This window comes from Evansella halocellulosilytica (genome assembly GCF_002335745.1).
Classification (GTDB): domain Bacteria; phylum Bacillota; class Bacilli; order Bacillales; family Salisediminibacteriaceae; genus Bacillus_CA; species Bacillus_CA halocellulosilytica.
In genome coordinates, this window is the sequence record NZ_NIST01000001.1 from 5,164,553 (window position 1) to 5,187,310 (window position 22,758).

The following is a 22,758-nucleotide window of genomic DNA, read 5'->3' on the forward strand; positions in this document are numbered from 1 at the left end:
TTACATCTCCTCCTGTTTATAAAAACAGCGTTTCATGATTTCTAAATACTCTTTCCATTCATTCATCTGTTCTTTTCCAAAATCTTCGATCGTATCAATACTGGTTATTTGCTTTTCCCCAAAACTTAGCATCGTCCAGTTGATAATATTGATCGTTTTTTCGAGGTCAATATCGTCCCGGAACTTTGAAAAATCGATATTTTCATACATTCTTTCAAAACCAGTCGCTAAAGTGCTTTCTTTCATTTTTTCCAAATCCTCTTTCACTTCTGGATCGTCTTCTTGATTAAACGCTTGAAGGAACTGAAATAGATCCGGATGTTTTTTATAAATGTTGTATTTAATTTCCCCTAATTGATTGATGCGTTCAAAAAAATCAGTCTCTGTCAGGTCAATTTCAGCTAATATTTCTTCAATGATGTCATTCGCTTGTTCAAGTAAGAAAGAATATAACTCCTTTTTACTATTAAAGTAATGGAATAGTCTCCCTTTTCCGATACTTGCTTCTTTCACAATCTCATTTGTAGATGCGAGCTTATATCCTTTTTTGCTAAATTCATTCATGGCTGCATTGATAATTCGTTGCTGTTTTTCTGGATCTAGATTGAAAAATGATGATGATACCATGACAGCCTCCTTTCTCCTTGATCAATAAAAATAGTTTTCTTCCGGAAAGACCAGACCGGTCCGGTCTGCCTGTGACTAAAATATATCATGGCGGACCACTGTGGTCAAGAATAATTTTTGTAAAATCAAAACACAATCCCCGGTATGAAAAGACTCATAGCAGGGATTGTCTATTTATAATGAATGGTTGCTTTTTAATAACTTACGCCTTTTTTCTGCAATCATGACATGATTAATCTTCAGAGGAGGATTCATTGTCTTTTTCACTTTGTTTATTTTCCTTGTTCAGTACCGCATCACTGTACACTCCATGTTCACGAGGGTATTCATCAAGTTCAAGTCGATAGCAAGAGACTCTGTTATCACCTTCCATATTCATTGACTGACTTGGTGGCGGAGTCGTATCCCCATCAGTGTCCGTTCCCTCTGGTTCACGTATCCCATAACGTTCTTTTGTTTCTGCTTCTACCTCATCAGTAAGTCTCATACCGAGTTCTAGACTTTCCAGCAAACGTTCCTCTACATTTTTTGTAATCAACTTTCTAGCTTCTTCTTCCTTTTCATCGTTGATTAAGGTTTTTGCTTCGGATTCAATCTGCTCGCGCTCATCGATTAACTCACGCTCAAAATTTTCGATTTGTCCCGTGACATAATGTAGGAAGTCTTCCGGATGATCACACGTGTAGTACATTAATCGTTTGAACTCACGTACAGCATAACGAGTAGCCTCTTGAGGCGCATAATCTGCATCAAGGAACTCTGCATCTGCTCCTTTTGTTAAATATCTATGCTGTGCAAATTCAGCAGGTACATTGTCGGTTGCAATAGGAATTGGAACATATGGTGTGCTTACTGCCCCAGTCGTCGCAAGCCAAAGTGTCTGCAAGTCATTAGGAATGTTCTGACGTAAATGAGCAACGTGCCCATACCCGGAGAAGTCATTAGACCAACGTGGGTCACGTACGAGGGCAAGCATACCTTCCAGACTGACTGGTGCCATCTCTTTAATCTCTTCCTCCCGCTCAGGAGGTATGCGTTCTGAAAAATAATGATCTTCTTCCTTATCTACGTCCTCACCTGGAAATGGTTCTCCATAAACATCTTGCAAATTCATATAGTCAGGGTCATCCTCTTCAGGGTCCCACCAACCTTGTTCTTGTGCAAATTCAACAATGTTATCAGAAGCCATAAAATCATCGTCATTATTAAAATCAACCGGAAATTCATGAATGTAGCCTGGATAGTTTACGCGTACCTCATCTGAACCTAAGCGCTCTGCTGCCCATAAGCCTTGTCCTCCAGCAAAATTAATAAATACCCAGCCTTCATTTTTATCTGCAAACATGTGGGAATTTCCCCCATAAGTTGAATACCCAAACTCATCGATCAGTTCACCGACGATCTCAACTGCTTCACGAGCTGTTGTCGCACGCTCCATTGCAATACGTGAAAGGTCGCTATAATTAGGTCCAGTCTGATCTTCTGGTGTCATTTCGACAAGTTCTTCACGAGATGGTGAAAATATATCACGACCTGCCACACCGTGCTCATTCAAGCCCCCGTTCGTAAGTGGAGGTGGAAATCCCGCAAACTCAGAATATGTTGAACTAATATACTTGTAGGTATTCTCCACCTGCGGAATTGTACTTCGTTCACCAGGAAGCCTCGCATCTTCTGTCACGCCAACTTCAATCTCCGCTCCATCAGGATGATCTTGAGCAGGCACAATATCAATCCAATGGCTGGATGGTTCGTGACCGAACCCTCCAAGAAGTGTTGAGCCATCCTCTGTCAGTTCGCTGCCTACATAAAAACCAATACTCTTTTCCTGTATTGCAGGATAATCTTTACCTCGAGCTTTTTCTACCTGTCCAGCCAGATCTTCTCTTTTTCCAAATTCCTGTGCCTGAGGCTCCTCTTCTCCCCCACAACCACCTAATAAAGTTATCAACCCTAACAATAAAAGAACGAACAACCAGTTACATTTTTTCATAATATGACTCACCTCACTTTGATGTCGGTTAGTGTAACCAAATTGATATGGAATTATTTTCATTCTTGACAGCTTCATATATTGCTTGATGAGGAAGATTCATATTGCATGATCGAAGCTTGAGTTATAAATAAGATAGAAAAAACGAGCTTGGATATGTTTAGTCAAATTCCAGCTCGTTTTTCTCATATACAGTTTTTTGGACAGCCTCCACTATATTCCCTATTTTTTTGGCTGTTTCGGACAAACAGAGCAAAATTTCTCCCCGTTACAAATTTCATAATAAAAACAGCATGTTTGACGCTCTCGAACAACATCACCATCCTTATCTCCTCTTTTTGGCTGAAAAAATTGCTTTAGCGGATTTCTCTTTTCTCCAAATAAACTGCCAGGTGCCTCATGTACGAGGTAATCTAGGTCTTCCTCAATTCGCTTCTTATCAGACGACGATGCATTCTCTTGTAATTTTTTCTCGTACAACGAAAAGATACGAACGGCAGTGTTTTCCCATAAAATGAGCTTTGGCACGTTAGCAACGTTTGCAATCGTTCTCCAAACTTGCGACAAGTGATTCGCAAATACCTTGTTTACAATATCCTCACGCCCAATTTTTCTTTTCGGAATGTCCCACGTACGTTCTTTCATAAAATCGATTTCTTTGTTCCAATTTGCCCCTGACCAATCTGTCTTAAGAACACTGTTTTCTAATGAAACATCGAATCCTTTTTCTTGTAACGTCATCGTCGAAAAAGCAGGGGTCGTAATAAAACGAGCATATTGCTTTGAAAATTGAGATGCAGTAACCATCAAAGATGGTGATTGTATCTTTTCTGTTACCTTGTTTAAATAGTCTTTACATTTCTTTTCATCAGTTAATTCAAGTGCGGTTATTGTGTCACCTTGCTCGTTCGCCAACAGTGATTCGTTCATTAGTTTTTCGTCCCTTTCCATGTGGTATAACCATAGGTGTCCCAAACAATGGATCTTCTACAATACGACAATTCAACCCAAATACACGTTGGATCAGTTCTTCATCCATTATGTCTTCTGGTTTCCCTTTCGCATAGACCGTTTGATCTTGAATTGCAACAAGGTGATGTGCATAGCGACTTGCTAAATTCACATCGTGTAAAACTATCACGATTGTACGACCTTCTGTTTTATTTAGATCATATAATAAATCTAAAACGTCAATTTGATGAGTCATATCTAAATAGGTCGTTGGTTCGTCCAACAGCAGCGTACTTGCTCCTTGTGCAAGTGTCATGGCAATCCAAGCACGTTGACGCTGCCCCCCAGAAAGAGAGTCCACAGACTGATTAGCTAAACCACTCATATTTGTTGCTGCCAAAGCCTTAGCAACCATTGTTTCATCTTCTAGGGACCATTGTTTTAACCAAGTCTGATGAGGGTACCTTCCTTGGCGAACGAGCTGTTCGACCGTTAATCCCTCTGGAGCGATTGGACCTTGCGGAAGTATGGACATCTTTCTAGCAACTTCTTTCGTTTTAAGACGAAATATTTCTTCACCTTTAAGAAGTACCGCTCCTTTTATTGGACGCAGCAAACGAGCCATCGTTCGCAGCAAGGTAGACTTTCCGCAACCATTCCCACCGATAAAAACGGTAATTTGTCCTTCTGGTATATCGATAGACAAATCGTTTAAAATCGGATGCTCTTCATAAGAAAATGTCAGATCTTTTGCTTGCAAATATTGCATTGAAAAAGCCTCCTTCTTAGAATTGGTTCCGGTTTCTATACAATAAGTAGAGGAAAAATGGTGCCCCTATTCCTGCTGTAAATACTCCAGCTGGTATATCAACTGGATAAAACATGGTTCTGGCTGTTAGATCAGCCGCAAATAATAGCAAAGCTCCCACAAGTGCTGATGCAATAATCAAACTACCATACGTCCGACCGACTAGTGTACGGGCGATATGGGGAGCAATTAACCCGACAAAACCGATAGCTCCGGCTATAGCGACAGCAGATCCGGCTAAGACAACACTAATAAACAATAAAATGAGACGGTCAACTTGAATGCGAACACCGAGTCCCGCAGCAGTGTCATCTCCAAGCTGTTGTGAATTCAAACTATTAGAGAATATGAGTGTTATCGGAATGAACAGTAATAGGATTGGGAGCATCGCATAAATATCATCCCACGAAGCTCCATAAATACTTCCCGTCAGCCAAAGATACGCTTGATTGGCTGTTATGGCAGAGCTGGCAACAATCATAAATGTTGTCCCCGCCCCCATGATGGCTGATATCCCGATTCCAATTAACACAAGCCTGATCGGAGTAATCCCACTTTTCCAGGCAAGAATATAAATAAGAAACGAAACAAGCAAAGCACCTGTAATAGCTGCTACTGGTAACCATCCAATGCTGACAGTTCCGGATAAAAAGGTTAGAAATCCAACCGCTGCAACTGAGGCACCACCGGTTACACCAATAATATCTGGAGCTGCTAATGGGTTTCTCACAACCCCTTGTAATATCACTCCCGAAACACCTAGAGCTGCACCAACTAGTAAAGATACTAATGTGCGAGGAAGTCGTGAATGAAATACGATAAATTCACTTCCTTCATTACTGTTACCGAAAATAGTTTGAATGACTTCGACTGGACTAAGCAGCCTGTATCCGAGTGACGGACCTATAATACAAGCGAATAGTACAGCAAGAAGAAGGATAACAATAATAAATGCAGGCTTTCTATCTATTTGAAAAGAAAAGATCTTATTTCTTACAGTAAAAGGTTGTTTCATAGTTTAGACACCCCTCTCCGTGCGATATACACAAAGAAAGGTCCACCGACAATCGCTGTCATAACACCGATTGGAACTTCCTGAGGCATAATTACAAGACGCGCCATCACATCTGCCCCTACGAGTAATATAGCTCCGAGAATGGCTGAGAAAGGAATGACCCAGCGGTAATCATTACCGGCAAAAAATCGCGCAATATGTGGAATGACAAGTCCGATAAACCCGACAGCACCGACCACCGCGACTGAACTACCTGCTAACAGGACGATAATAATTCCCATCATGGCTTTTAAAAGAGCTACATTTTGTCCCATTCCTTTTGCAATGTCATCCCCCGTCACAAGCAAGTTAATCGCTTTTCCCATAAATAAAGTAATGATCATGGCTGTACCTATTAATGGAAGTATCGGAAACAACATATCAAGGGAGCGTCCGCTGACTGAACCAGCTAACCAGAACAAAACATCCTGCAATCCTGCTTCGTCAAATACGAGAATCCCTTGCGTATAAGATTGCAACAGTGCACTCATTGCTGCTCCAGCAAGGACGATTTTTATTGGTGTTAGCCCGTCTCGCCCTAGAGAACCGAGAAAATAAACAACGATTGCCGCAACTGCTGCGCCAAGAAAAGCTAAACTCATCAAGGAGAGTAACGATGAAACAGAGAAAAAGACAATACCGATCACGATAAAAAAAATCGCCCCTTGATTAATGCCAAATATGCTTGGAGATGCTAGAGGATTTCTCGTCAGCGCTTGCATAAGTGTACCTGCTATTGCTAAGCTTGCTCCTACTACCGAACCAATGATTGCACGAGGCAAACGATCTGATAGAACGACAATATGTTCAATTGATTCTTCATCGTAAGATAAGAATGAGGAAATTGCTTGATCGACAGTTACAGGCGTATATCCCAAAATAATACTAGCAGCAAAAGATAGTAAATATAAAATAAACATTAGGATGAGAATTGTTATTCTCACCCTCTTATTTGCAAAAACATTTCTCATCTCTTTCAACTCTTCCAATGTCAGTTTTCACTATTTCTCTACATCAAAAATTTCATACAAATCATCAAGCATGAGATTTGCAGCATTAATACCGCCACCAGCATTCCAAGTTTCTTCTGCTACCATGTGAACCTGATCATTTTCAACTGCATCAAGCCTTTGCCATAGTGGATGGCTTGTCCATTCTTCATAGGTTGCTTCTATCTGCTCTGTTTCTGTTCCTGAGTTAAAATTAAAGATGATTTCTGCATCAGCTTCTGGAATACTTTCTTTGGATGATAATTTTATACCCCACTCATCTGGATTGTCGTGTCCTTCCGGACGTTCAAATCCAGCATCTTTTAAAATTTCCCCAGCAAATCCCATGTAAAAAATCCGAGCATGGTCAGCACGGAAATTCGTGATGGCTGCTTCAATCGGAAGAGCGTCACCCATTTCTTCTTTGAAATGCTCGATTCGCTCATTATACTCAGCTAGAAGTTGATTCGCTTCATTTTCTTTATTTAGTGCCTGACCGATCATTTCAAGTGTCTCTTTCCATTTATATACTTCTTCACCTACAACCGTTGGAGCGATAACGGAGAGATCTTCATATATCTCCTCATGTCTAGTTTTTGTCGCTATAATGACATCTGGATCAAGTTCAGCGATTGCTTCAAGGTTTGGTTGAGTTTCCTCACCGACAATTTCAACTCCTTCAAGATTATTTCTTAAATATTCATAAACCGGCTTCTGTGTCCATGATTCCACAATGCCAACAGGCTTTATATCAAGTGCTGCCACCGTATCATTTGCACCCTGATACAATGTAACAATCCTTTCAGGGGTTCCTGTGACTTCTGTTTCCCCCATGGCATGTTCTACTACTCTAATTTCTTCAGAAGAAGGCTCATTATCAGCCGTTTCTCCTTCCCCATGTGCCCCTTCCTCATTTGTTCCGCAAGCAGCTATTAGCAAAACCATTAGGACTAATACTGAAAGCAAAGAGAAAAGACTTCTCTTTTTTAACATTTTACTTCACTCCTATTTAATTGATAATGATTATCATTACCGATTATATAGGTGATATTGTTTATGGTCAATATTATTTTTGGAAAACTTTCACACTCTTTCTTTTTTAAGAACAATACAACTCTTCAAATAAGCTTCTATAGCGAGTGATCAAAAAGGAAGTCAAAAACCATCAATAAAAATAAAGTATAGGTGGGGAGAAATAGTTTCGACATACGATTTCACCACCTACTATTGCCTCATTCAACTTTTTACGTAAAAAAATTAACCCCAGTAACGGGGCTAATTCAAAATGTTCTTATCCTTCTCTTTCTACATATGAGAGAGAAACTTTCAAGTTAGCATTCTTCTCTCGAATCCGATCTAGCAGTTCTTTGTCTTTCGTGTTATCCTTACAGCGGATCGCATAAGTATATAGGATCATCGTGCCAAGGTTTGTTGTTTCTACTTGACGTAGACTGTTGCTTATCGTATACGTTTGTAATACATCATCTAATAAGTTTTCATCATTTAAATTCTCTGGAACCGTTACTTTTAAAATTTGTGTATCTTTCCCTTTTCCGTATTCATACTTATAAAGCAAGTAAAATAATAAACTTGCAAATAAAGCTAATAAGATAGCTAGATTAAATTGATAAAGTCCACAGGTCATCCCTACACATAAGCCAAAGAAAATATAGGCAATGTCTTTAGCATCTGTTACAGCACTTCGGAAACGAATCAACGAAAAGACAGCAAATAATCCAAAAGCAACCCCTGCATTTCCACTGACAACGGTCATGACGACGGAAACGACAACACTCATCATGACGATCGTATGGACAAAATTCTGGGAATACTTTTCCCCCGTAAACGTAATTTGATAAATTTTCGTTATTAATAAACTAAGGACGGTTGCTAAGCCCATTGCGAGCAAACTCCTCCAGAAAGTTGGTTCTAGTTCACTATTGATAAAAGTTTGATTTATAAAATCCATGTTATCATCCTCCGATTGATATTGGTTCTTTTTCCACACCATGTGGAAGACCGACCTCTTTTAATAACTCCGAGCTCGTGCAAAACTTTGATGCACTTCTTTGTTCACAATCGACTCCCTGCAAAATACGTGTTAACCAAAGCGGGACACTGTCATTCACTTTCACTTCAAGCACGACGAGATTTTTATCAATAAAGTACTCCCCGTAAGGACCTTGTTCAAGTTTTAACTTTTCATTTCTACAGCGGAGATCAAAATCAAATGTGATACGTAATTCAGGATCATCCACACCATGCAAAGCATGACGATCATAGCTTACGATCATTTCAGGCATTAAGTTATAGAGCCTCCGAAAATAATCAATCTCTCTTAGTACTTGATGATTCGATGTCACAAACGTTTCGAGTGGATAGACATCCGGTTCCTCGAGGTAACGATACGCTTCTGATAATGGCAGAAGCATTCTTCGCTTGTTCACTACTTTTTTATGTTTCTGCTTCACCTCAAAAAAAGCAGTGCCATGTATGTCCGTTTCATCATATACTCGCAAACGGAGTTTTTGACGAAACGTAAGCTTGTTTTTCGTTTCATAGTAGATTTTATTGTCCGGACTTTCGAAATAAAGACTTGTCACTGTATAACGGCCATCCATCCCAAATTTGTCTGAGCGCATGTAAGGAGAAATCTGATCAATTAACTCCTTGTATTGTTCAGTTGTAATTAAATACTTTTGTTCCTTTCTCCTAAAAATTTCAATAGCCATGTTTTCATCCTTTCGTCCTTTCTCTGAATAATTGTGATTTTGAAAGTCTGAGTATATCCTAACGCGGCGTTATAAGATTTTACTGAGCAGAAAATGAGAAAAAGATTAGAAATATATATGAATTTGTTAATGGGATGTAAAGATTGTAAAGATGTAGAAGAAGTTGAAGTCAATATTGAATCAGATTTCATCGAATCACTTTGCACTCGACATTGTGGGGAAGAAATTTTGGTTGTAGGGCGCTGATCGCTATCAAAACTAAGGTATAGATCACTACTCAATGTTTTGAGGAAATATAAGCAGTTTCTGTTTTTAGAATAATTAAAGATACGAATTAAAAACAGAAAAAAGAGACTAAAATGCTGGAAACATCTTAGCCTCGATAATAGTTAAGTGCCGCTAAAACACTGCTTTCATTGCGTTTTTTCTAACCTCCCAAAATAACCCCTTCCTAAATAACAACATCACATACTTAAAAAACCTTTGCTAACGTCCATTTCTTAACCGAAAACCGGCATTTTTCAGATGCACCAAATACAACATCCTCATTATCTTTCGTTGGATAAAAGCGAGTCGTAAATACTTCCTCTCCATCATTTACAAACAATTCAACCGAGGATGTATCAATATATAGTCTTGCATCACGTAGCTGCTCTAGCTTACATTGGCGCTTCTCAACGATACCGTTTACATAGCTTTTACGTTCTAGCGTCAAAACACGTTGCTCACTAGAATATATGATTCTCGCAGCATCACTAATTGTTACGTCAAACCATCCCGCTTCGATCTCAATGTCTTCCATGAACAGCTCAATCGATTGACCATTCACCCCATTTATTTGCTTCACTTCATTGTTTAACACAACATCGTCTATCACGGCATCATGAGTACGAAGACGTTCTAGTTCTTTAGCTGGAATTTGGTAAAGCTTGTCCCCCTTAAGTTGTAATTGACGGGGAATCGTCATCGTGTGAATCCATTTATGCTTAATCGTTGGATGCTGCTGCTCATTTTGATCAGGGACACTCATCCAAGCGAATAACAAGCGGCGGCCTTGTTCATCAATCGTCGTTTGTGGTGCATAAAAATCAAAGCCACGATCAAGCTCGACAAATTCATTATGCTCATATTCCCCTGTTTCTGGAGCAAACGTACCAACTGTATATCCTGCCTGGTAGACGTTATTGTACTTCATACCATCTGGTTCTATCCCTTGAGGAGAAAAGATGAGAATGTCCTTGCCATCAAGATGAAACAAATCTGGACACTCAAACATATAACCGAAATTAGCTAACGCTCCGGAATCTCCTCCTGTCAGAGTCCGGACAAATGTCCAATCTCGTAAATCACCTGACTGAAACAGTGCGATAGCTCCTTTTAATGACTCCGTTTGAGCACCGACAACCATAAAATAGCGCCCGTCTTGCTGCCAAACCTTCGGATCACGAAAATGGGCTGTAAATCCTTCAGGTAATGTAATAACTGGCCCGTGCTTTTCAAAATGGAAACCATCCTCGGATGTTGCCAAGCATTGATACGATTCACGCTGACCGTGCTCATCCTTCACATTTCCTGTATAAAACAAGTAGAGCTTTTCTTCATGTTCAATTGCACTACCTGAATAGCAGCCATTTTTTTCAAACCATTCTGCTGGTGTAAGGGCTACCTCTTCATGCTGCCAATTCACTAAATCCTTTGACGTATAATGCCCCCAAAACTTAGCTCCATGCTCTGTTTTAAACGGCATCCATTGGTAAAATAAATGATACGTTCCTTTCCAATGAATAAAACCATTCGGATCATTCAGCAAACCGACTGGTGGCATAAGGTGATAATGCAGGCGATACGGATCTTTCTCCACACAGTCCTTATGCTTAGCCATTTCTTCCTTTACTTCTGCTCGTAACTTTTGATCCATCCTCATTACCTCACCTACTTCAGCTGTTTTTTCACTTCCTCTAATGTCGGTAATGCAGTCATAGCCCCTTTCGTCGATGCTGCTAATCCACCTGATACAGATGCAAAAGCAGCCATATTTTCTGCCTCAACAAGAGAAATGGATTCAATCGCCCCTTCATATTCATGAAGCTGATAAAGGATTCCTGAAACAAATGCATCTCCTGCTCCGGTCGTATCAAGTGCTTTTACAGGCATAGCTGGGACATGCTTCAATCCTTCACTTGTACATACGTAGCTTCCTTTTGCTCCTAATGAAATAAATATAAGAGGGATCTTGTATTGCTTTAATACTTCTAACCCTTGCTCAATGTCCGTTTCACCGGTAATAAATTCAAGCTCCTCTTCAGAGATTTTCAATACGTCTACTTGAGCAAGCATCGATTGGATCGTCGTACGCGCATGTTCCGCAGATTCCCATAACGCTAAACGCAAATTCGGATCATACGAGACAATCATCCCTTTCTCACGAGCAAGCTTCACTGCTTTTTCCGTCGTTTCCTTCGCTGGACTTCCAATCATAGAAATGGACCCAAAGTGCAATATTTTGTGAGTATCAAAATCATCCTCTACCAAATCAGATGGAGTGAGAAACCGGTCTGCACTTGGGTTTATATAAAAATCAAATTCACGCTCGCCATCCTCCGCATTTGTCACAAAAACAACTCCAGTGGGAACTTCTGCAGTTAGGGCTAACGGATGTGTCTGTACACCATGATTTTGTAAAGTGACTTGTAAGAAGCGCCCGAGCACATCATCGCCAACCTTTCCAACAAACGTTGACTTTATGCCTAAACGTGCGATACCAACAGCAACATTCGCTGGGGCGCCACCAGGACTTTTTTGATACGTCGTATTCGTTTGATCTAATGGAATAAAATCAATTAATGCTTCCCCGAGTGATATAATTCCTTTTTTCATGTAAGCATCCTCCCATGATTCTATGAAACAGTGTTACTTTTTCTCTTCATCCCAACCTAACAATAGTGTAGCAATAAATGCAGCAGACAGCGCGATTAAAAAGGCAATCGCATAATTTAATGGATCTTGGACGATCGCAAAGAGCGGCACACCTGTAATACCAATACCGTTTGCCATCACTTGTGTAAAGACAACATACGCTCCACCAAAAGCTCCACCAATAGCTGCACCAATAAACGGTCTACGATATTTTAAGTTAACTCCAAAAATAGCTGGTTCCGTTATGCCAAGGAAGGCAGACACGGACGCTGGTAATGCAATTTCCTTCGTCTTTTTCACTTTTGTTTTAAAGAAAACCGCTAATGTTGCTCCACCTTGAGCAATATTAGCCATTGCCCAAATCGGTAATAAATAGTTGCCACCAATGTTCACAAGCAATTCTGCTTCAATTGCATGGAAGCTATGATGGACCCCTGTTAAAACAATCGTTGAATAAAGACCACCGAAGATCAGTCCTGCAACTGGCCCCGCCGTACTGTAAATCACATCAAGAAACGCTGTAATTCCATTACCAAGTCCACGTCCTATAGGCCCAATCACTAAAAGAGCAACAAATCCTGTGAAAATGACCGTTAAAAACGGTGTTAACAACAAATCAACGACATTCGGAATGATTTTACGCAACCCTTTTTCAATCTTCGTCATCACATAAACGGTTAGTAAAACCGGGATCACGGTTCCTTGATATCCTAGCATTTCGACTCCAAAACCAAAAAAATCTAACGTCTCAGGCTGTGCATCTGTAAGTCCCCATGGATTAAGCAAAGCAGGATGGGTCATAATCCCACCAATAACTGCTCCTAAATAAGTATTCCCACCAAATTCCTTCGCAGCACTGTAACCAATTAAAATCGGTAAAATAATAAAGGAAGCGGATGAAAACATATCAAGCAGAACAAAAAGGCCACTCTCAGAATCGACCCAATTATACGTTTCCATTAACCCAAGAAGCCCCATGAGCATTCCAGCAGCGACAATCGCAGGAATAATTGGAACAAATATATTCGAAAGCGTCCGCGCAAACCTCGCGAAAGGATTCATTTTCTTCTTCACTGCCTCACCGTGTGAAGTAGGCTTTTCCTCATCTTCCTCTACATTTACACCAACGAGAGGAGCAAAGTGAGTAAACACTTTATTAACTGTTCCTGTTCCAAAAATAACTTGAAATTGGCCTGAGCTAGAAAAAGCCCCTTTCACTCCTTCTAATTCTTCAATCGCTTCCGTGTTAATTTGGCTCTCATCTTCAATGACTAAACGAAGCCGTGTTGCACAATGTGTCGCACTGACAACATTGTCTTTTCCTCCTAAATACGAAACTAGCTGTTCAGCAATTTCATTGTAATTCATTCTACTATTTCCCCCTGCTCTTTCTATTTTGAATACTAAAAAAGACAAGACCTAAAATACATAAATGGATTAAACGAGTAGCGTTAAACGTGTAAGCTACTCCTTCACTTACGTACTTTAGGTCTTGCCTGCATTACCAGTCACAATCCCCAATATGAAATTTGGTTAATTGAAAATTAGTTTACAATAGAATGTACACCTCGTCAACCACGACGTTATGATTCACTCCGCAATAATCGCTGAATATGCAAAGCAATGTAAGCAATCTCAGCAGGTGGAAAATTCAGTTCAAACTCTTGATTTAAATAATCGATCACCTTACTTGAATAATGATAAGCCTTTTCATATTTCTTTTGAATCAACTCAAACATTTCTTCATCAATCGGTTCAATCTCACTTCCCTTTTGTATTCGGTTCAATGCAAAAAGTAAGTGAGTAATGAGTCGTTGATAATTAATGCTTGTTTCCTCAATGGTCAATCCTGTAACTCGCTGCACCTGCTCGACAAATTCGCTTAAAATCGTTGCCGTTTCTAACGATTCATTCATTGACGGGCTGTCCATCTTAGCTGTATGAACGTGAAGGGCAATATGAGCAACCTCATCAAGTGGAATATCTATACCTAGCTTCCTCTTAATTTCTTCTTTTGCCCATAACCCGACTTCGAATTCTTTTTTATATAGAAACTTAATTTCATTTTTCAACTTATTTTGAATGGCAAAGCCTTGTCCTATTCTTTCTAAGGCAAATGACAAATGATCAGTTAACGCAATATGAATATGATCGCTTAACGGTGCTTTTAGGTGTCCCTCTGCATAACTAATAATCCGTTCTGCCAATTCAATATGAGCTTCAGGTAATGTCGTCAATAACTGCTGGAATTTTTCTGAAGACTGCTCGTGCAGGACGAAGATTTTTTCAATTTTATGCTTCGGAACTATGTCATTATTCTTCTTCTGAAAGGCGATCCCTTTACCCATCACAATTTTCTCATGCGGTCCATCAATCACAACAATCGCATTATTATTTAGAATTCGAAAAATTCGCATCCTGTTCCTCCGAGTTCATCATTCTCTTTATTTTATCATGAACAAAAAGCTGTGGATAGGCTAGGTATTCATTCCCCGATATCTCTTCTTCCTATCGAACGGATGAGCATAAAGTATAATTAATATTTGCATAATTAATCAAACTTAATTTGTTTTTCCCTTTAAATTGAAACTGTGAAAAGTACTTTTTATTGCTGTGAATTTGTGAAACCCAAACATATATATAAGAACCATAATAAAGTAGTTTTCCTAAAATATAATAAAGCATAAGCTTTCCAAACGGTAAACGTATGCTTTACGTCACAATATAATAAAAAACCACCATATTTATGTATGGTGGAGACGGTGGGAATCGAACCCACGTCCAGAGATAACGATACTTAAGCTTCTACGAGCGTAGTCGGTCTATTGGCGATTCGCCATCACTTCGGCCGACAGACAGGCTTCCGTGTGGCTAACCTGATTCATCTCTTCCCATTGTCCTCAGGTGGTGGACTCAAGGCGTATCCCACTTAGAGTGAGTCCCTGATCCTTCACATGGGCGATGAAGGGAGGAACCGCCTGCAGGGTTTTTACGCCGCTGCTAAAGCGAAATTGTTATCTTCTTTGCCAACTATAGGCGATGGGCGTTTTATACGAGGACACCCAGCTCGGCTCGCCACTTAAGCTCGACCTATCCCTGTCGAATCCAGAACGTCCCCATGATTGAATCGCAATTGATATCGTTGCGACTATAATGGAAAACGTTAGGACAGATCGTTTATGTTATTCAGTTTGTTTTCCTAACGACAAATTCTATTATAACATATAGCCGTTCCCAGTCAAATGGTAACGCCATCCAAGGCTGACAATCGTTTAGCGTCCTAACTGACTATCTTTAAACGCACGCTCGATGTCTCGTTTTGCTGCCTTCTTTTTCAAGTCTTCACGTTTATCGTACTTCTTCTTCCCTTTTCCGAGTCCGATAAGTACTTTCGCAAACCCGTTTTTAATATAAATCTTAAGTGGAACGAGTGTATATCCTTTTTCTTTCGTTAAGCCGATCAGCTTATTGATCTCCTTACGATGCAGCAGCAGCTTACGTGTTCGCACAGGATCATGATTATATCGGTTTCCTTGCTCATACGGACTTATATGCAAGTTATGAAGCCATGCTTCACCACGGCTGACACGAGCAAAAGAATCCTTTAAGTTTACGCGTCTATTGCGAATTGACTTAATTTCGGTACCTGTTAATACAAGTCCAGCTTCGTATGTTTCTTCTATATGATAATCATGACGTGCTTTTTTATTTTGTGCGATTTGTTTTCCTTCGGTTCCTTTTCCCATTGTTTCTGCATCCTTTCACATTCGCTCGTCCCTATATCATACCAAATGTGCTGAATCTGTTCAATTTGTTCGTTATTTCCAAAAGACATGAAGGTCTTTTTAGTCAAGTACTATGGAAGAAGTCGTTGTATGTGCGATTTTCCACGCTCTATATGCGATTCACTATATCTTCTATTCGAATATCGCTTTTTCCTTTAAATATGCCAACCTATTTTTTGACTACGGTCCCATTAGTAAAGCTAGCGGAATACATCCGCTAGCTTTTATTCGACAATATTCGGGAAGTGCCTGGCACTTCTACTTTTTCTTTTTTTTGCCTTTTTTGCGTTTGTTTTTCGGTGCGTTTTCGTAAAATGCGCCGCGGTCCTTCTTTTTCTTCTTGCCTTTTTTCGGTTTACCGCCGAGATTCATGCCGTCCTGTTTATTATTTTTCTTACGTGACTGGCGTTTTCCACCTTCAATGACACGTGGACGATCTTGCTTCTTCACTTTACGAGGCTTCATGCCGACAACCTCAAAATCAATAATTCTTTCCTCGACATTGACATTTATGACACGGACTTCGATCTCATCGCCAATTCGAAATACATTTCCGCTTCGCTCACCAATCATCGCATAATGCTGCTCGTCATAACGATAATAATCATCCGTTAAGTAACTGACATGGACGAGTCCTTCGATCGTATTCGGTAGCTCAACAAATAGTCCGAAGTTTGTTACACCACTAATGATCCCTTCAAACTCTTGGCCAACTTTGTCCTCCATAAATTGAACTTTTTTCATCTCATCCGTTTCACGTTCAGCTTCTTCAGCGCGGCGCTCCATTTCTGAAGTATGCTTCGCAATCTCCGGAAGCTTCTCAGACCATTTGTGCTGCGTTTTATCACCCGTTTTTCCTTCAATTAAATACGTACGAATTAATCGGTGCACAATCAAATCCGGATACCGGCGAATCGGTGACGTAAAGTGTGTGTAGAAGTCAGCTGAAAGCCCGAAGTGGCCTATGTTTTCCGGATCGTATTTCGCTTGCTGCATCGAACGAAGCATAACCGTACTAATGACCGCTTCCTCTGGCTCCCCTTTCACTTCTTCAAGCAGCTTTTGTAATGCCTGAGGATGGACAGTATTGGCCGTTCCTTTGACGACATACCCAAAATTCGTAATGAATTCTAAAAACTTGTTCAGCTTTTCCTCATCCGGATCTTCATGGATACGGTAAATAAACGGAACCTTCATCCAATGAAAGTGCTCAGCAATCGTTTCGTTTGCTGCAAGCATAAACTCTTCAATTAACCGTTCAGCAACAGAACGTTCACGGATAACAACGTCCGTAGGTGTCCCCTCGCCATCGACTAACACTTTTGCTTCTTTAAAGTCGAAGTCAATGGCTCCGCGGGTAAATCGTTTCTTTCGAAGAACTTCTGCCAACTCTTCCATCAGTTTAAAAAATGGAATGAGTTCTTCGTAACGCTTCATCACTTCTTCATCTTCTTCTAGAAGAATCTTACGTACATCTGTATACGTCATACGCTCTGTCGTATTAATGACACTTTGAAAAATGTCATGGTTCACTACTTCACCAGTTGGAGTGATTTCCATTTCACACGATAATGTCAGCCTGTCCACTTGTGGGTTTAACGAGCAAATTCCATTTGACAAACGATGTGGAATCATCGGAATCACTCGGTCAACTAAATAACAGCTCGTCGCTCTTTCAAACGCTTCTTCATCAATCGGTGAACCTTCTTCTACGTAATAGGAAACATCGGCGATATGTACACCGAGCATATAGTTTCCATTTTCTAATTTTTTCACTTGAACAGCATCATCTAAATCTTTCGCATCGGCACCGTCAATCGTAACAATTGTTTCTTCTCGAAGGTCACGACGATTTTCAATTTCAGAAAGATTGATCTCATCAGGTACCGAATTGGCATGATCAATCACTTCCTGACCGAATTCACCTGGAAGACCATGCTTGTAAATGACTGATAAAATATCGACACCAGGGTCATTTTTATGACCAAGAATGTCTAAAACTTCCCCTTCAGCACTCATTCTCCCTTCTGGGTATTTCGTAATCTGAACGAGCACTTTGTGGCCGTCGACAGCCCCTTTTTCTTTTTTCTTCGGGATAAAAATATCATTTGGTATCCGTTTATCGTCTGTGACAACGAACCCGTAATGCTTATCATCGACATACGTTCCTACAGTTGTTGTCACTCCTCTTTCTAAAATACGAATGATGGCTCCTTCTGGTCTAGCTCCATTTGAGCCTGAATGAAGGCGAACGAGAACTTTGTCTTTGTTCATCGCTCCATTCATATCAGCACCCGCAATGTAAATATCATCAAATCCTTCATCTGTTTTTACGAAAGCAAATCCTTTCGGATGCATAATCACATTTCCACGGATCAAATTTAATTTTTCTGGAATACCATAACGATTACTTCGAGTGCGTACAAGTTCCCCCGCTTCTTCTAATTCGTTTAGCAGCTTCACAAACTCTTTGAACTGACTTGAGTCATCAAGTCCAAAGATATCTTCTAAATCTGAGATCGCTAATGGTTTATCTGCTTCATTTTTCATATACGCTAGTAGTTCATCTTTTGTCATACTCATGTTTGATCGCTCCTTTCGCGACGGGAACTTGACTGAACCATTAATCGTTCCAATCTAGTTTTTCAAGAAACGCATAAATGTCCTCGTGCAGTTCGTCCCGCTCTTTATCTAACGTAATAACATGGCCAGACTCTTCATACCATTTAAGGTCCTTAAGGTCTGACTGAACTTCATTATAAATAATATTTGCACTGTCCGTATTGATCATTTCATCATGACGGGCTTGTACAACAAATGTCGGGGCATAAATCATATTTACGTTTTCACGTACTTCTTGATTTAATTCCCTTAACGCTTTCAATGTATTCATCGGAGTCTCTTTAAACTTTTCCATTTCCTCCTCAATTTGCTCTTCAGCCTTACCTTCCCACTTCTTATATTTTCTCGCATATTCAAGTACACCTTGGTACATCGTTTCTTCACTCTTAATATACATCGGTGCACACATTGGAATAATTCCCTTTACTGGTAGTGTATACCCTAGTTTAAGCGAAAATACACCACCTAGCGATAATCCGCAAACGGCTATTTCCTCATGTCCCATGCCTTTTAAATGGTTATAGGCATTGACGACGTCCTCCCACCAATCTTTTGGTCCCGTATGTACGAGCTCTTCTGGTGGAACACCGTGGCCTTTCATGTGCGGGGCATGACATGTATATCCTTTGTTATTTAAAAAACGACCGAGCATTCTTACGTCTGCAGAATTCCCTGTAAAACCGTGTAAGAGCAGAACAGCACGGTTGCCTCCTTCTAGTGTAAATGGTTTCGGTTGTTTCACTTTCATGTGTCATAACTCCTTTTCCTGTTACTTCTTCTATTTCATATTACTACCTTCTCTATTTTGCTGTTTCTTATGGGAGATCGCAAAGAAAATGCTCGATTTCCTCTAGCATTTGCTCGCGTTCTTCACCGAACCAAATGTAATGTTTCGCATTTGGGAAATAGAATAGCTTTTTATCTTTTGACTGAATGTGTTCATAAATATATTGGGCACTTTTTTTCGGTGGTACGAGACCGTCGCTTTCACCTTGAATAATGAACGTCGGTATTTTCACATCATCTAAATACGGGCGAAGGCGCTTCACCATTTTGGCAAACTCCTTTGTAGCGACGAGCGGAGTACGCTTTATTTTTTCCCGATAAAATTGGTACAACTCAACGTCATCAAGCCCACCGCGGATTCCTTCAAGAAACCATCCTGTTACTTCATGAAAAATTTGCTTCGGGTTAATATAGTAAGCAGCTGCACTTATTAGTACAAGCTTATCCACTGGGTATTTTGATGCAATATAGCTTGCAATCATCCCGCCCATGGAAAAACCTATCACATATACTTTTTCGCATCGTTTTAGCAGCTCATCAACAGCTACAGTTGCAGCATATACCCACTCTTTATACGTCACCTTTTTCAGTCCTTCACCGGTTTCATCGTGTCCTGGTAATGCAGGACAATACACGAGCCACTTCTTTTTTTCAAAGTGCTTTGAAATGACTTCAATTTCCTTCGGTGTTCCAGCAAAACCGTGGAGACATAAACATCCGATCATCATGTTCACTTCCAGTCTTTCATTCAAAATAAAAGGGTGGAATTAGACGATAAAGTTGAAGTCTCTACCCTTTTTTATTCCCTTTCAGTTGTGAAATTAACCGATATGATTTAACAATTACTTCCATGTGCCTGACACCTGGGAATCATTACCACTATTTATGGACATAAAAAAGCAGTAAGTTTTAAGTCAACTCACTGCTACTCATTTCCTTTATTACATGTAAAAAGCAACTGTAATCGTTAAGACGAAGAAGAGTACTGCTAATACAATCGTCGCTTTGTTTAACACTGCTTCCAAGCCGCGTGCTTTTTGTTTCCCTACCATTTGTTCAGCTCCACCAGAGATGGCTCCAGACAATCCAGCACTTCGACCTGATTGTAATAATACGACCGCAATTAATAAAACGGCTACAATGACTAGAAAAATTGATGCAACAGTTTCCAAACTCTACACCTCCATACCGACACTTAAACCTTCTTAAAATATATCATGAAATTTTGGACAGTGCAATAAGTCATCAAATAATTCTCATCTGCGGCATACTTGTCCAAGTGTGCACGTATAAATAGGTTTTAGGGAGGCGATACATCGTGAAAACAGCTAATGAAAAAAAAGGAGATAAGTTTGCTAAGCTTAGTTTTATTTTGGCCATCATCAGTTTTTTTAGCTATTTCTTTTTAGGTCCATTAAATTTTCTATTAAATGCAATCGGCATTTATTTCGGTAGAAAGGGACTTCAAATGTCCAAACAATACCACAGTACGGCGTTAGCTGGCATCATCATACATATTGTCACCTTTGTCTTCTATGTTTATTACTTCGTAAGATCGATTTATCCTTGGCTTTCATAAATCGTCCTTGTATTAGAGGCTCTGGGATTTCGTCGTAGCTATTTTGCTTTTCGTCGTAATAACTCTGCTCTTTGTCATTTGAACTATGGATTTCGTCGTTAGTAACTCTGGTTTCCGTCGTAGTTGCTCTGCATGTGAGCAGATCTTGAGTCAAGATGATGGAAGGAAATATGCAATTTATTCACCGCTTGATCATGTTGTCACCTGGGTAACATATATAACCAAAGGTGCTGTGGGGTGATGTAGTTTAGAGAGCTGAACGTTAATTTACTCCAACGATCTTTTGTATAATTGATTTCTGAATCCTACAAATTTGAAGCAGGTTCAAGTGAACCTGCTTCAAATACACCACCTTCAATTCATGCATAAACACTAGCATTGGCAAATCATATTTTTCATATTATTTCAACATAAAATTGTTCACAAAATTGTCGGGGACCAGGTCCCCGACAATTTTGCTCAAAAAGAGGAGGACCTGGTGCTATGACCTGATCCTCCATCTTATTTATCTCGAAAAACTCTCAACTCATGAGATTACTTGTTTAAGTTGTAAAATGCGCTGCGGCCAGCATATTGACCGATGTATTGAAGCTCGTCTTCAATTCGTAGCAGTTGGTTGTACTTCGCTACGCGGTCAGTACGAGAAGGTGCACCAGTTTTAATTTGGCCAGCGTTCGTTGCGACAGCGATGTCAGCAATTGTGCTGTCTTCTGTTTCACCAGAACGGTGAGAGATAACAGCTGTGTAACCTGCACGCTTCGCCATTTCAATCGCATCGAAAGTTTCTGTTAGTGTACCGATTTGGTTCACTTTAATTAAGATTGAGTTACCGATGCCTTCTTTAATTCCGCGAGAAAGCTTTTCAGTGTTCGTTACGAATAGGTCGTCACCGACTAGCTGTACTTTATCACCGATTTTTTCAGTTAGAAGCTTAAATCCTTCCCAGTCGTTTTCATCTAAGCCGTCTTCAATTGAGACGATTGGGTATTTGGAGCAAAGCTCTTCATAGAAAGCAACCATTTCTTCAGATGTTTTCACAACACCTTCACCTTTAAGGTTGTACTTTCCGTCTTCGTAAATTTCGGAAGCAGCTACGTCCATTGCAAGAACAACTTCTTCTTCTGGTTTATAACCTGCTTTTTCAATCGCCTCGATGATTGTAGATAATGCTTCTTCGTTAGAAGATAAGTCAGGAGCAAAACCACCTTCATCACCTACTGCTGTATTGTAGCCTTTATCTTTTAATACTTTCTTCAGATTGTGGAAGATTTCCGCACCCATTTGCAGTGCTTGTGTGAAGCTTTCAGCACCAACAGGCATGATCATAAATTCTTGGATATCTACGTTATTATCCGCATGCTCTCCACCGTTTAAGATGTTCATCATTGGTGTCGGAAGAGATTTTGCGTTGAATCCGCCAAGGTAGACGTATAATGGTAAACCTAAAGCTTCTGCAGCAGCACGAGCAACTGCCATAGATACACCTAAAATCGCATTTGCGCCTAATTTACCTTTGTTTTCCGTACCATCAAGCTCAATCATGAGCTGGTCGATTCCTAATTGATCAAGTGCGTCGTAGCCGACGATTTCTGGAGCGATCACTTCATTTACATTTTCAATCGCTTTTAGTACGCCTTTCCCCATCCAAGCGTCGCCGCCATCACGTAATTCAACAGCTTCGTACTCACCAGTTGAAGCTCCACTTGGAACTAATGCACGGCCATATGCACCGCTTTCTGTATGAACTTCAACTTCTACTGTAGGATTTCCACGAGAATCTAATACTTGTCGTGCATAAACATCAGTAATAATTGTCATGATTCATTCACTCCTTAAAGGTTTTTGAGAGTCATATAAAGGATGTTCAAAAAGTCCGGGTAAAATAGCTTTCGTATCTCTTCGTTGACTCGTTTCTC

20 protein-coding genes and 1 other RNA gene are annotated in these 22,758 nt (G+C 40.1%); 1 reads left to right on the top strand and 20 read right to left on the bottom strand.

Going from position 1 to position 22,758, the window contains the following annotated elements; genetic code table 11:
• The 19 genes from CD001_RS24450 to secG all read right to left on the bottom strand — a co-directional run bounded on the left by CD001_RS24450 (window position 1) and on the right by secG (window position 20,435).
• Window positions 1-627 carry a TetR/AcrR family transcriptional regulator gene (locus CD001_RS24450; RefSeq protein WP_096190176.1) on the bottom strand — a complete coding sequence of 209 codons (627 nt, stop codon included), beginning with the start codon at window positions 625-627 and terminating at the stop codon, window positions 1-3.
• 232 nt (window positions 628-859) lie between these two features.
• Window positions 860-2,620: a C69 family dipeptidase gene (locus CD001_RS24455; protein WP_096190177.1), complete on the bottom strand. Its 1,761-nt coding sequence runs from the start codon at window positions 2,618-2,620 to the stop codon at window positions 860-862.
• 222 nt (window positions 2,621-2,842) lie between these two features.
• Window positions 2,843-3,550 (bottom strand): IucA/IucC family C-terminal-domain containing protein, encoded by a 708-nt coding sequence (locus tag CD001_RS24460; RefSeq protein WP_179298891.1) that lies wholly within the window; start codon window positions 3,548-3,550, stop codon window positions 2,843-2,845.
• The gene (locus CD001_RS24465) at window positions 3,516-4,340 is read right to left on the bottom strand and encodes an ABC transporter ATP-binding protein (RefSeq protein WP_096190179.1); all 825 of its coding nucleotides are present in this window, start codon (window positions 4,338-4,340) and stop codon (window positions 3,516-3,518) included. The genes CD001_RS24460 and CD001_RS24465 overlap by 35 nt, the downstream gene beginning before the upstream one ends.
• A 16-nt stretch (window positions 4,341-4,356) precedes the next feature.
• Window positions 4,357-5,394 (bottom strand): FecCD family ABC transporter permease, encoded by a 1,038-nt coding sequence (locus tag CD001_RS24470; protein WP_096190180.1) that lies wholly within the window; start codon window positions 5,392-5,394, stop codon window positions 4,357-4,359.
• Window positions 5,391-6,404 (bottom strand): FecCD family ABC transporter permease, encoded by a 1,014-nt coding sequence (locus tag CD001_RS24475; protein ID WP_096190181.1) that lies wholly within the window; start codon window positions 6,402-6,404, stop codon window positions 5,391-5,393. Before CD001_RS24475 ends, CD001_RS24470 begins: the two co-directional genes overlap by 4 nt.
• A 30-nt stretch (window positions 6,405-6,434) precedes the next feature.
• Window positions 6,435-7,415, bottom strand: a complete 981-nt coding sequence (locus CD001_RS24480; protein WP_096190182.1) for an ABC transporter substrate-binding protein — start codon at window positions 7,413-7,415, stop codon at window positions 6,435-6,437.
• A 298-nt stretch (window positions 7,416-7,713) separates the two neighbouring features.
• The gene (locus CD001_RS24485; RefSeq protein WP_096190183.1) at window positions 7,714-8,391 is read right to left on the bottom strand and encodes a DUF4956 domain-containing protein; all 678 of its coding nucleotides are present in this window, start codon (window positions 8,389-8,391) and stop codon (window positions 7,714-7,716) included.
• 4 nt (window positions 8,392-8,395) lie between these two features.
• Entirely contained in the window at window positions 8,396-9,154 is a 759-nt protein-coding gene (locus tag CD001_RS24490; protein ID WP_096190184.1) for a polyphosphate polymerase domain-containing protein, read from the bottom strand.
• 472 nt (window positions 9,155-9,626) lie between these two features.
• The gene (locus CD001_RS24495) at window positions 9,627-11,078 is read right to left on the bottom strand and encodes a glycoside hydrolase family 32 protein (RefSeq protein WP_096190185.1); all 1,452 of its coding nucleotides are present in this window, start codon (window positions 11,076-11,078) and stop codon (window positions 9,627-9,629) included.
• 8 nt (window positions 11,079-11,086) lie between these two features.
• Window positions 11,087-12,031 (bottom strand): aminoimidazole riboside kinase, encoded by a 945-nt coding sequence (locus CD001_RS24500; protein WP_096190186.1) that lies wholly within the window; start codon window positions 12,029-12,031, stop codon window positions 11,087-11,089.
• 33 nt (window positions 12,032-12,064) lie between these two features.
• Window positions 12,065-13,438 (bottom strand): sucrose-specific PTS transporter subunit IIBC, encoded by a 1,374-nt coding sequence (locus CD001_RS24505; RefSeq protein WP_096190187.1) that lies wholly within the window; start codon window positions 13,436-13,438, stop codon window positions 12,065-12,067.
• Between the two features lie 215 nt (window positions 13,439-13,653).
• Window positions 13,654-14,487, bottom strand: a complete 834-nt coding sequence (locus tag CD001_RS24510; RefSeq protein WP_096190188.1) for a PRD domain-containing protein — start codon at window positions 14,485-14,487, stop codon at window positions 13,654-13,656.
• A gap of 334 nt (window positions 14,488-14,821) precedes the next feature.
• Window positions 14,822-15,188: a transfer-messenger RNA gene (gene ssrA / locus CD001_RS24515) on the bottom strand.
• A 154-nt stretch (window positions 15,189-15,342) separates the two neighbouring features.
• Window positions 15,343-15,816, bottom strand: a complete 474-nt coding sequence (gene smpB / locus CD001_RS24520; protein WP_096190189.1) for an SsrA-binding protein SmpB — start codon at window positions 15,814-15,816, stop codon at window positions 15,343-15,345.
• A 297-nt stretch (window positions 15,817-16,113) separates the two neighbouring features.
• Window positions 16,114-18,438, bottom strand: a complete 2,325-nt coding sequence (rnr, locus tag CD001_RS24525) for a ribonuclease R (RefSeq protein WP_096190190.1) — start codon at window positions 18,436-18,438, stop codon at window positions 16,114-16,116.
• 40 nt (window positions 18,439-18,478) lie between these two features.
• Window positions 18,479-19,225: an alpha/beta hydrolase gene (locus tag CD001_RS24530; RefSeq protein ID WP_096190191.1), complete on the bottom strand. Its 747-nt coding sequence runs from the start codon at window positions 19,223-19,225 to the stop codon at window positions 18,479-18,481.
• A 67-nt stretch (window positions 19,226-19,292) separates the two neighbouring features.
• Entirely contained in the window at window positions 19,293-19,991 is a 699-nt protein-coding gene (locus tag CD001_RS24535) for an alpha/beta hydrolase (protein ID WP_257009932.1), read from the bottom strand.
• 213 nt (window positions 19,992-20,204) lie between these two features.
• Window positions 20,205-20,435 (bottom strand): preprotein translocase subunit SecG, encoded by a 231-nt coding sequence (secG, locus tag CD001_RS24540; RefSeq protein WP_096190193.1) that lies wholly within the window; start codon window positions 20,433-20,435, stop codon window positions 20,205-20,207.
• A gap of 146 nt (window positions 20,436-20,581) precedes the next feature.
• On the opposite strand from secG, the gene CD001_RS24545 reads away from it, so the two are divergent.
• Window positions 20,582-20,842, top strand: a complete 261-nt coding sequence (locus CD001_RS24545; RefSeq protein ID WP_096190194.1) for a hypothetical protein — start codon at window positions 20,582-20,584, stop codon at window positions 20,840-20,842.
• Window positions 20,843-21,376: 534 nt separating this feature from the next.
• On the opposite strand, the gene eno is transcribed toward CD001_RS24545, so the two are convergent.
• A complete protein-coding gene (gene eno / locus CD001_RS24550) occupies window positions 21,377-22,660 on the bottom strand; it encodes a phosphopyruvate hydratase (RefSeq protein ID WP_096190195.1) in 1,284 nt (427 codons plus the stop codon).
• Window positions 22,661-22,758: the final 98 nt, after the last annotated feature.

Coding starts and splice junctions, on each gene's coding strand:
- CD001_RS24500 (WP_096190186.1), bottom strand. CDS start 12,031: ATGAAAAAAGGAATTATATCACTCGGGGAAGCATTAATTGATTTTATT.
- CD001_RS24465 (WP_096190179.1), bottom strand. CDS start 4,340: ATGCAATATTTGCAAGCAAAAGATCTGACATTTTCTTATGAAGAGCAT.
- CD001_RS24490 (WP_096190184.1), bottom strand. CDS start 9,154: ATGGCTATTGAAATTTTTAGGAGAAAGGAACAAAAGTATTTAATTACA.
- CD001_RS24485 (WP_096190183.1), bottom strand. CDS start 8,391: ATGGATTTTATAAATCAAACTTTTATCAATAGTGAACTAGAACCAACT.
- CD001_RS24480 (WP_096190182.1), bottom strand. CDS start 7,415: ATGTTAAAAAAGAGAAGTCTTTTCTCTTTGCTTTCAGTATTAGTCCTA.
- CD001_RS24475 (WP_096190181.1), bottom strand. CDS start 6,404: ATGAGAAATGTTTTTGCAAATAAGAGGGTGAGAATAACAATTCTCATC.
- CD001_RS24530 (WP_096190191.1), bottom strand. CDS start 19,225: ATGAAAGTGAAACAACCGAAACCATTTACACTAGAAGGAGGCAACCGT.
- CD001_RS24460 (WP_179298891.1), bottom strand. CDS start 3,550: ATGAACGAATCACTGTTGGCGAACGAGCAAGGTGACACAATAACCGCA.
- CD001_RS24535 (WP_257009932.1), bottom strand. CDS start 19,991: ATGATGATCGGATGTTTATGTCTCCACGGTTTTGCTGGAACACCGAAG.
- CD001_RS24495 (WP_096190185.1), bottom strand. CDS start 11,078: ATGAGGATGGATCAAAAGTTACGAGCAGAAGTAAAGGAAGAAATGGCT.
- CD001_RS24455 (WP_096190177.1), bottom strand. CDS start 2,620: ATGAAAAAATGTAACTGGTTGTTCGTTCTTTTATTGTTAGGGTTGATA.
- CD001_RS24510 (WP_096190188.1), bottom strand. CDS start 14,487: ATGCGAATTTTTCGAATTCTAAATAATAATGCGATTGTTGTGATTGAT.
- eno (WP_096190195.1), bottom strand. CDS start 22,660: ATGACAATTATTACTGATGTTTATGCACGACAAGTATTAGATTCTCGT.
- smpB (WP_096190189.1), bottom strand. CDS start 15,816: ATGGGAAAAGGAACCGAAGGAAAACAAATCGCACAAAATAAAAAAGCA.
- CD001_RS24470 (WP_096190180.1), bottom strand. CDS start 5,394: ATGAAACAACCTTTTACTGTAAGAAATAAGATCTTTTCTTTTCAAATA.
- CD001_RS24505 (WP_096190187.1), bottom strand. CDS start 13,438: ATGAATTACAATGAAATTGCTGAACAGCTAGTTTCGTATTTAGGAGGA.
- CD001_RS24450 (WP_096190176.1), bottom strand. CDS start 627: ATGGTATCATCATCATTTTTCAATCTAGATCCAGAAAAACAGCAACGA.
- rnr (WP_096190190.1), bottom strand. CDS start 18,438: ATGAGTATGACAAAAGATGAACTACTAGCGTATATGAAAAATGAAGCA.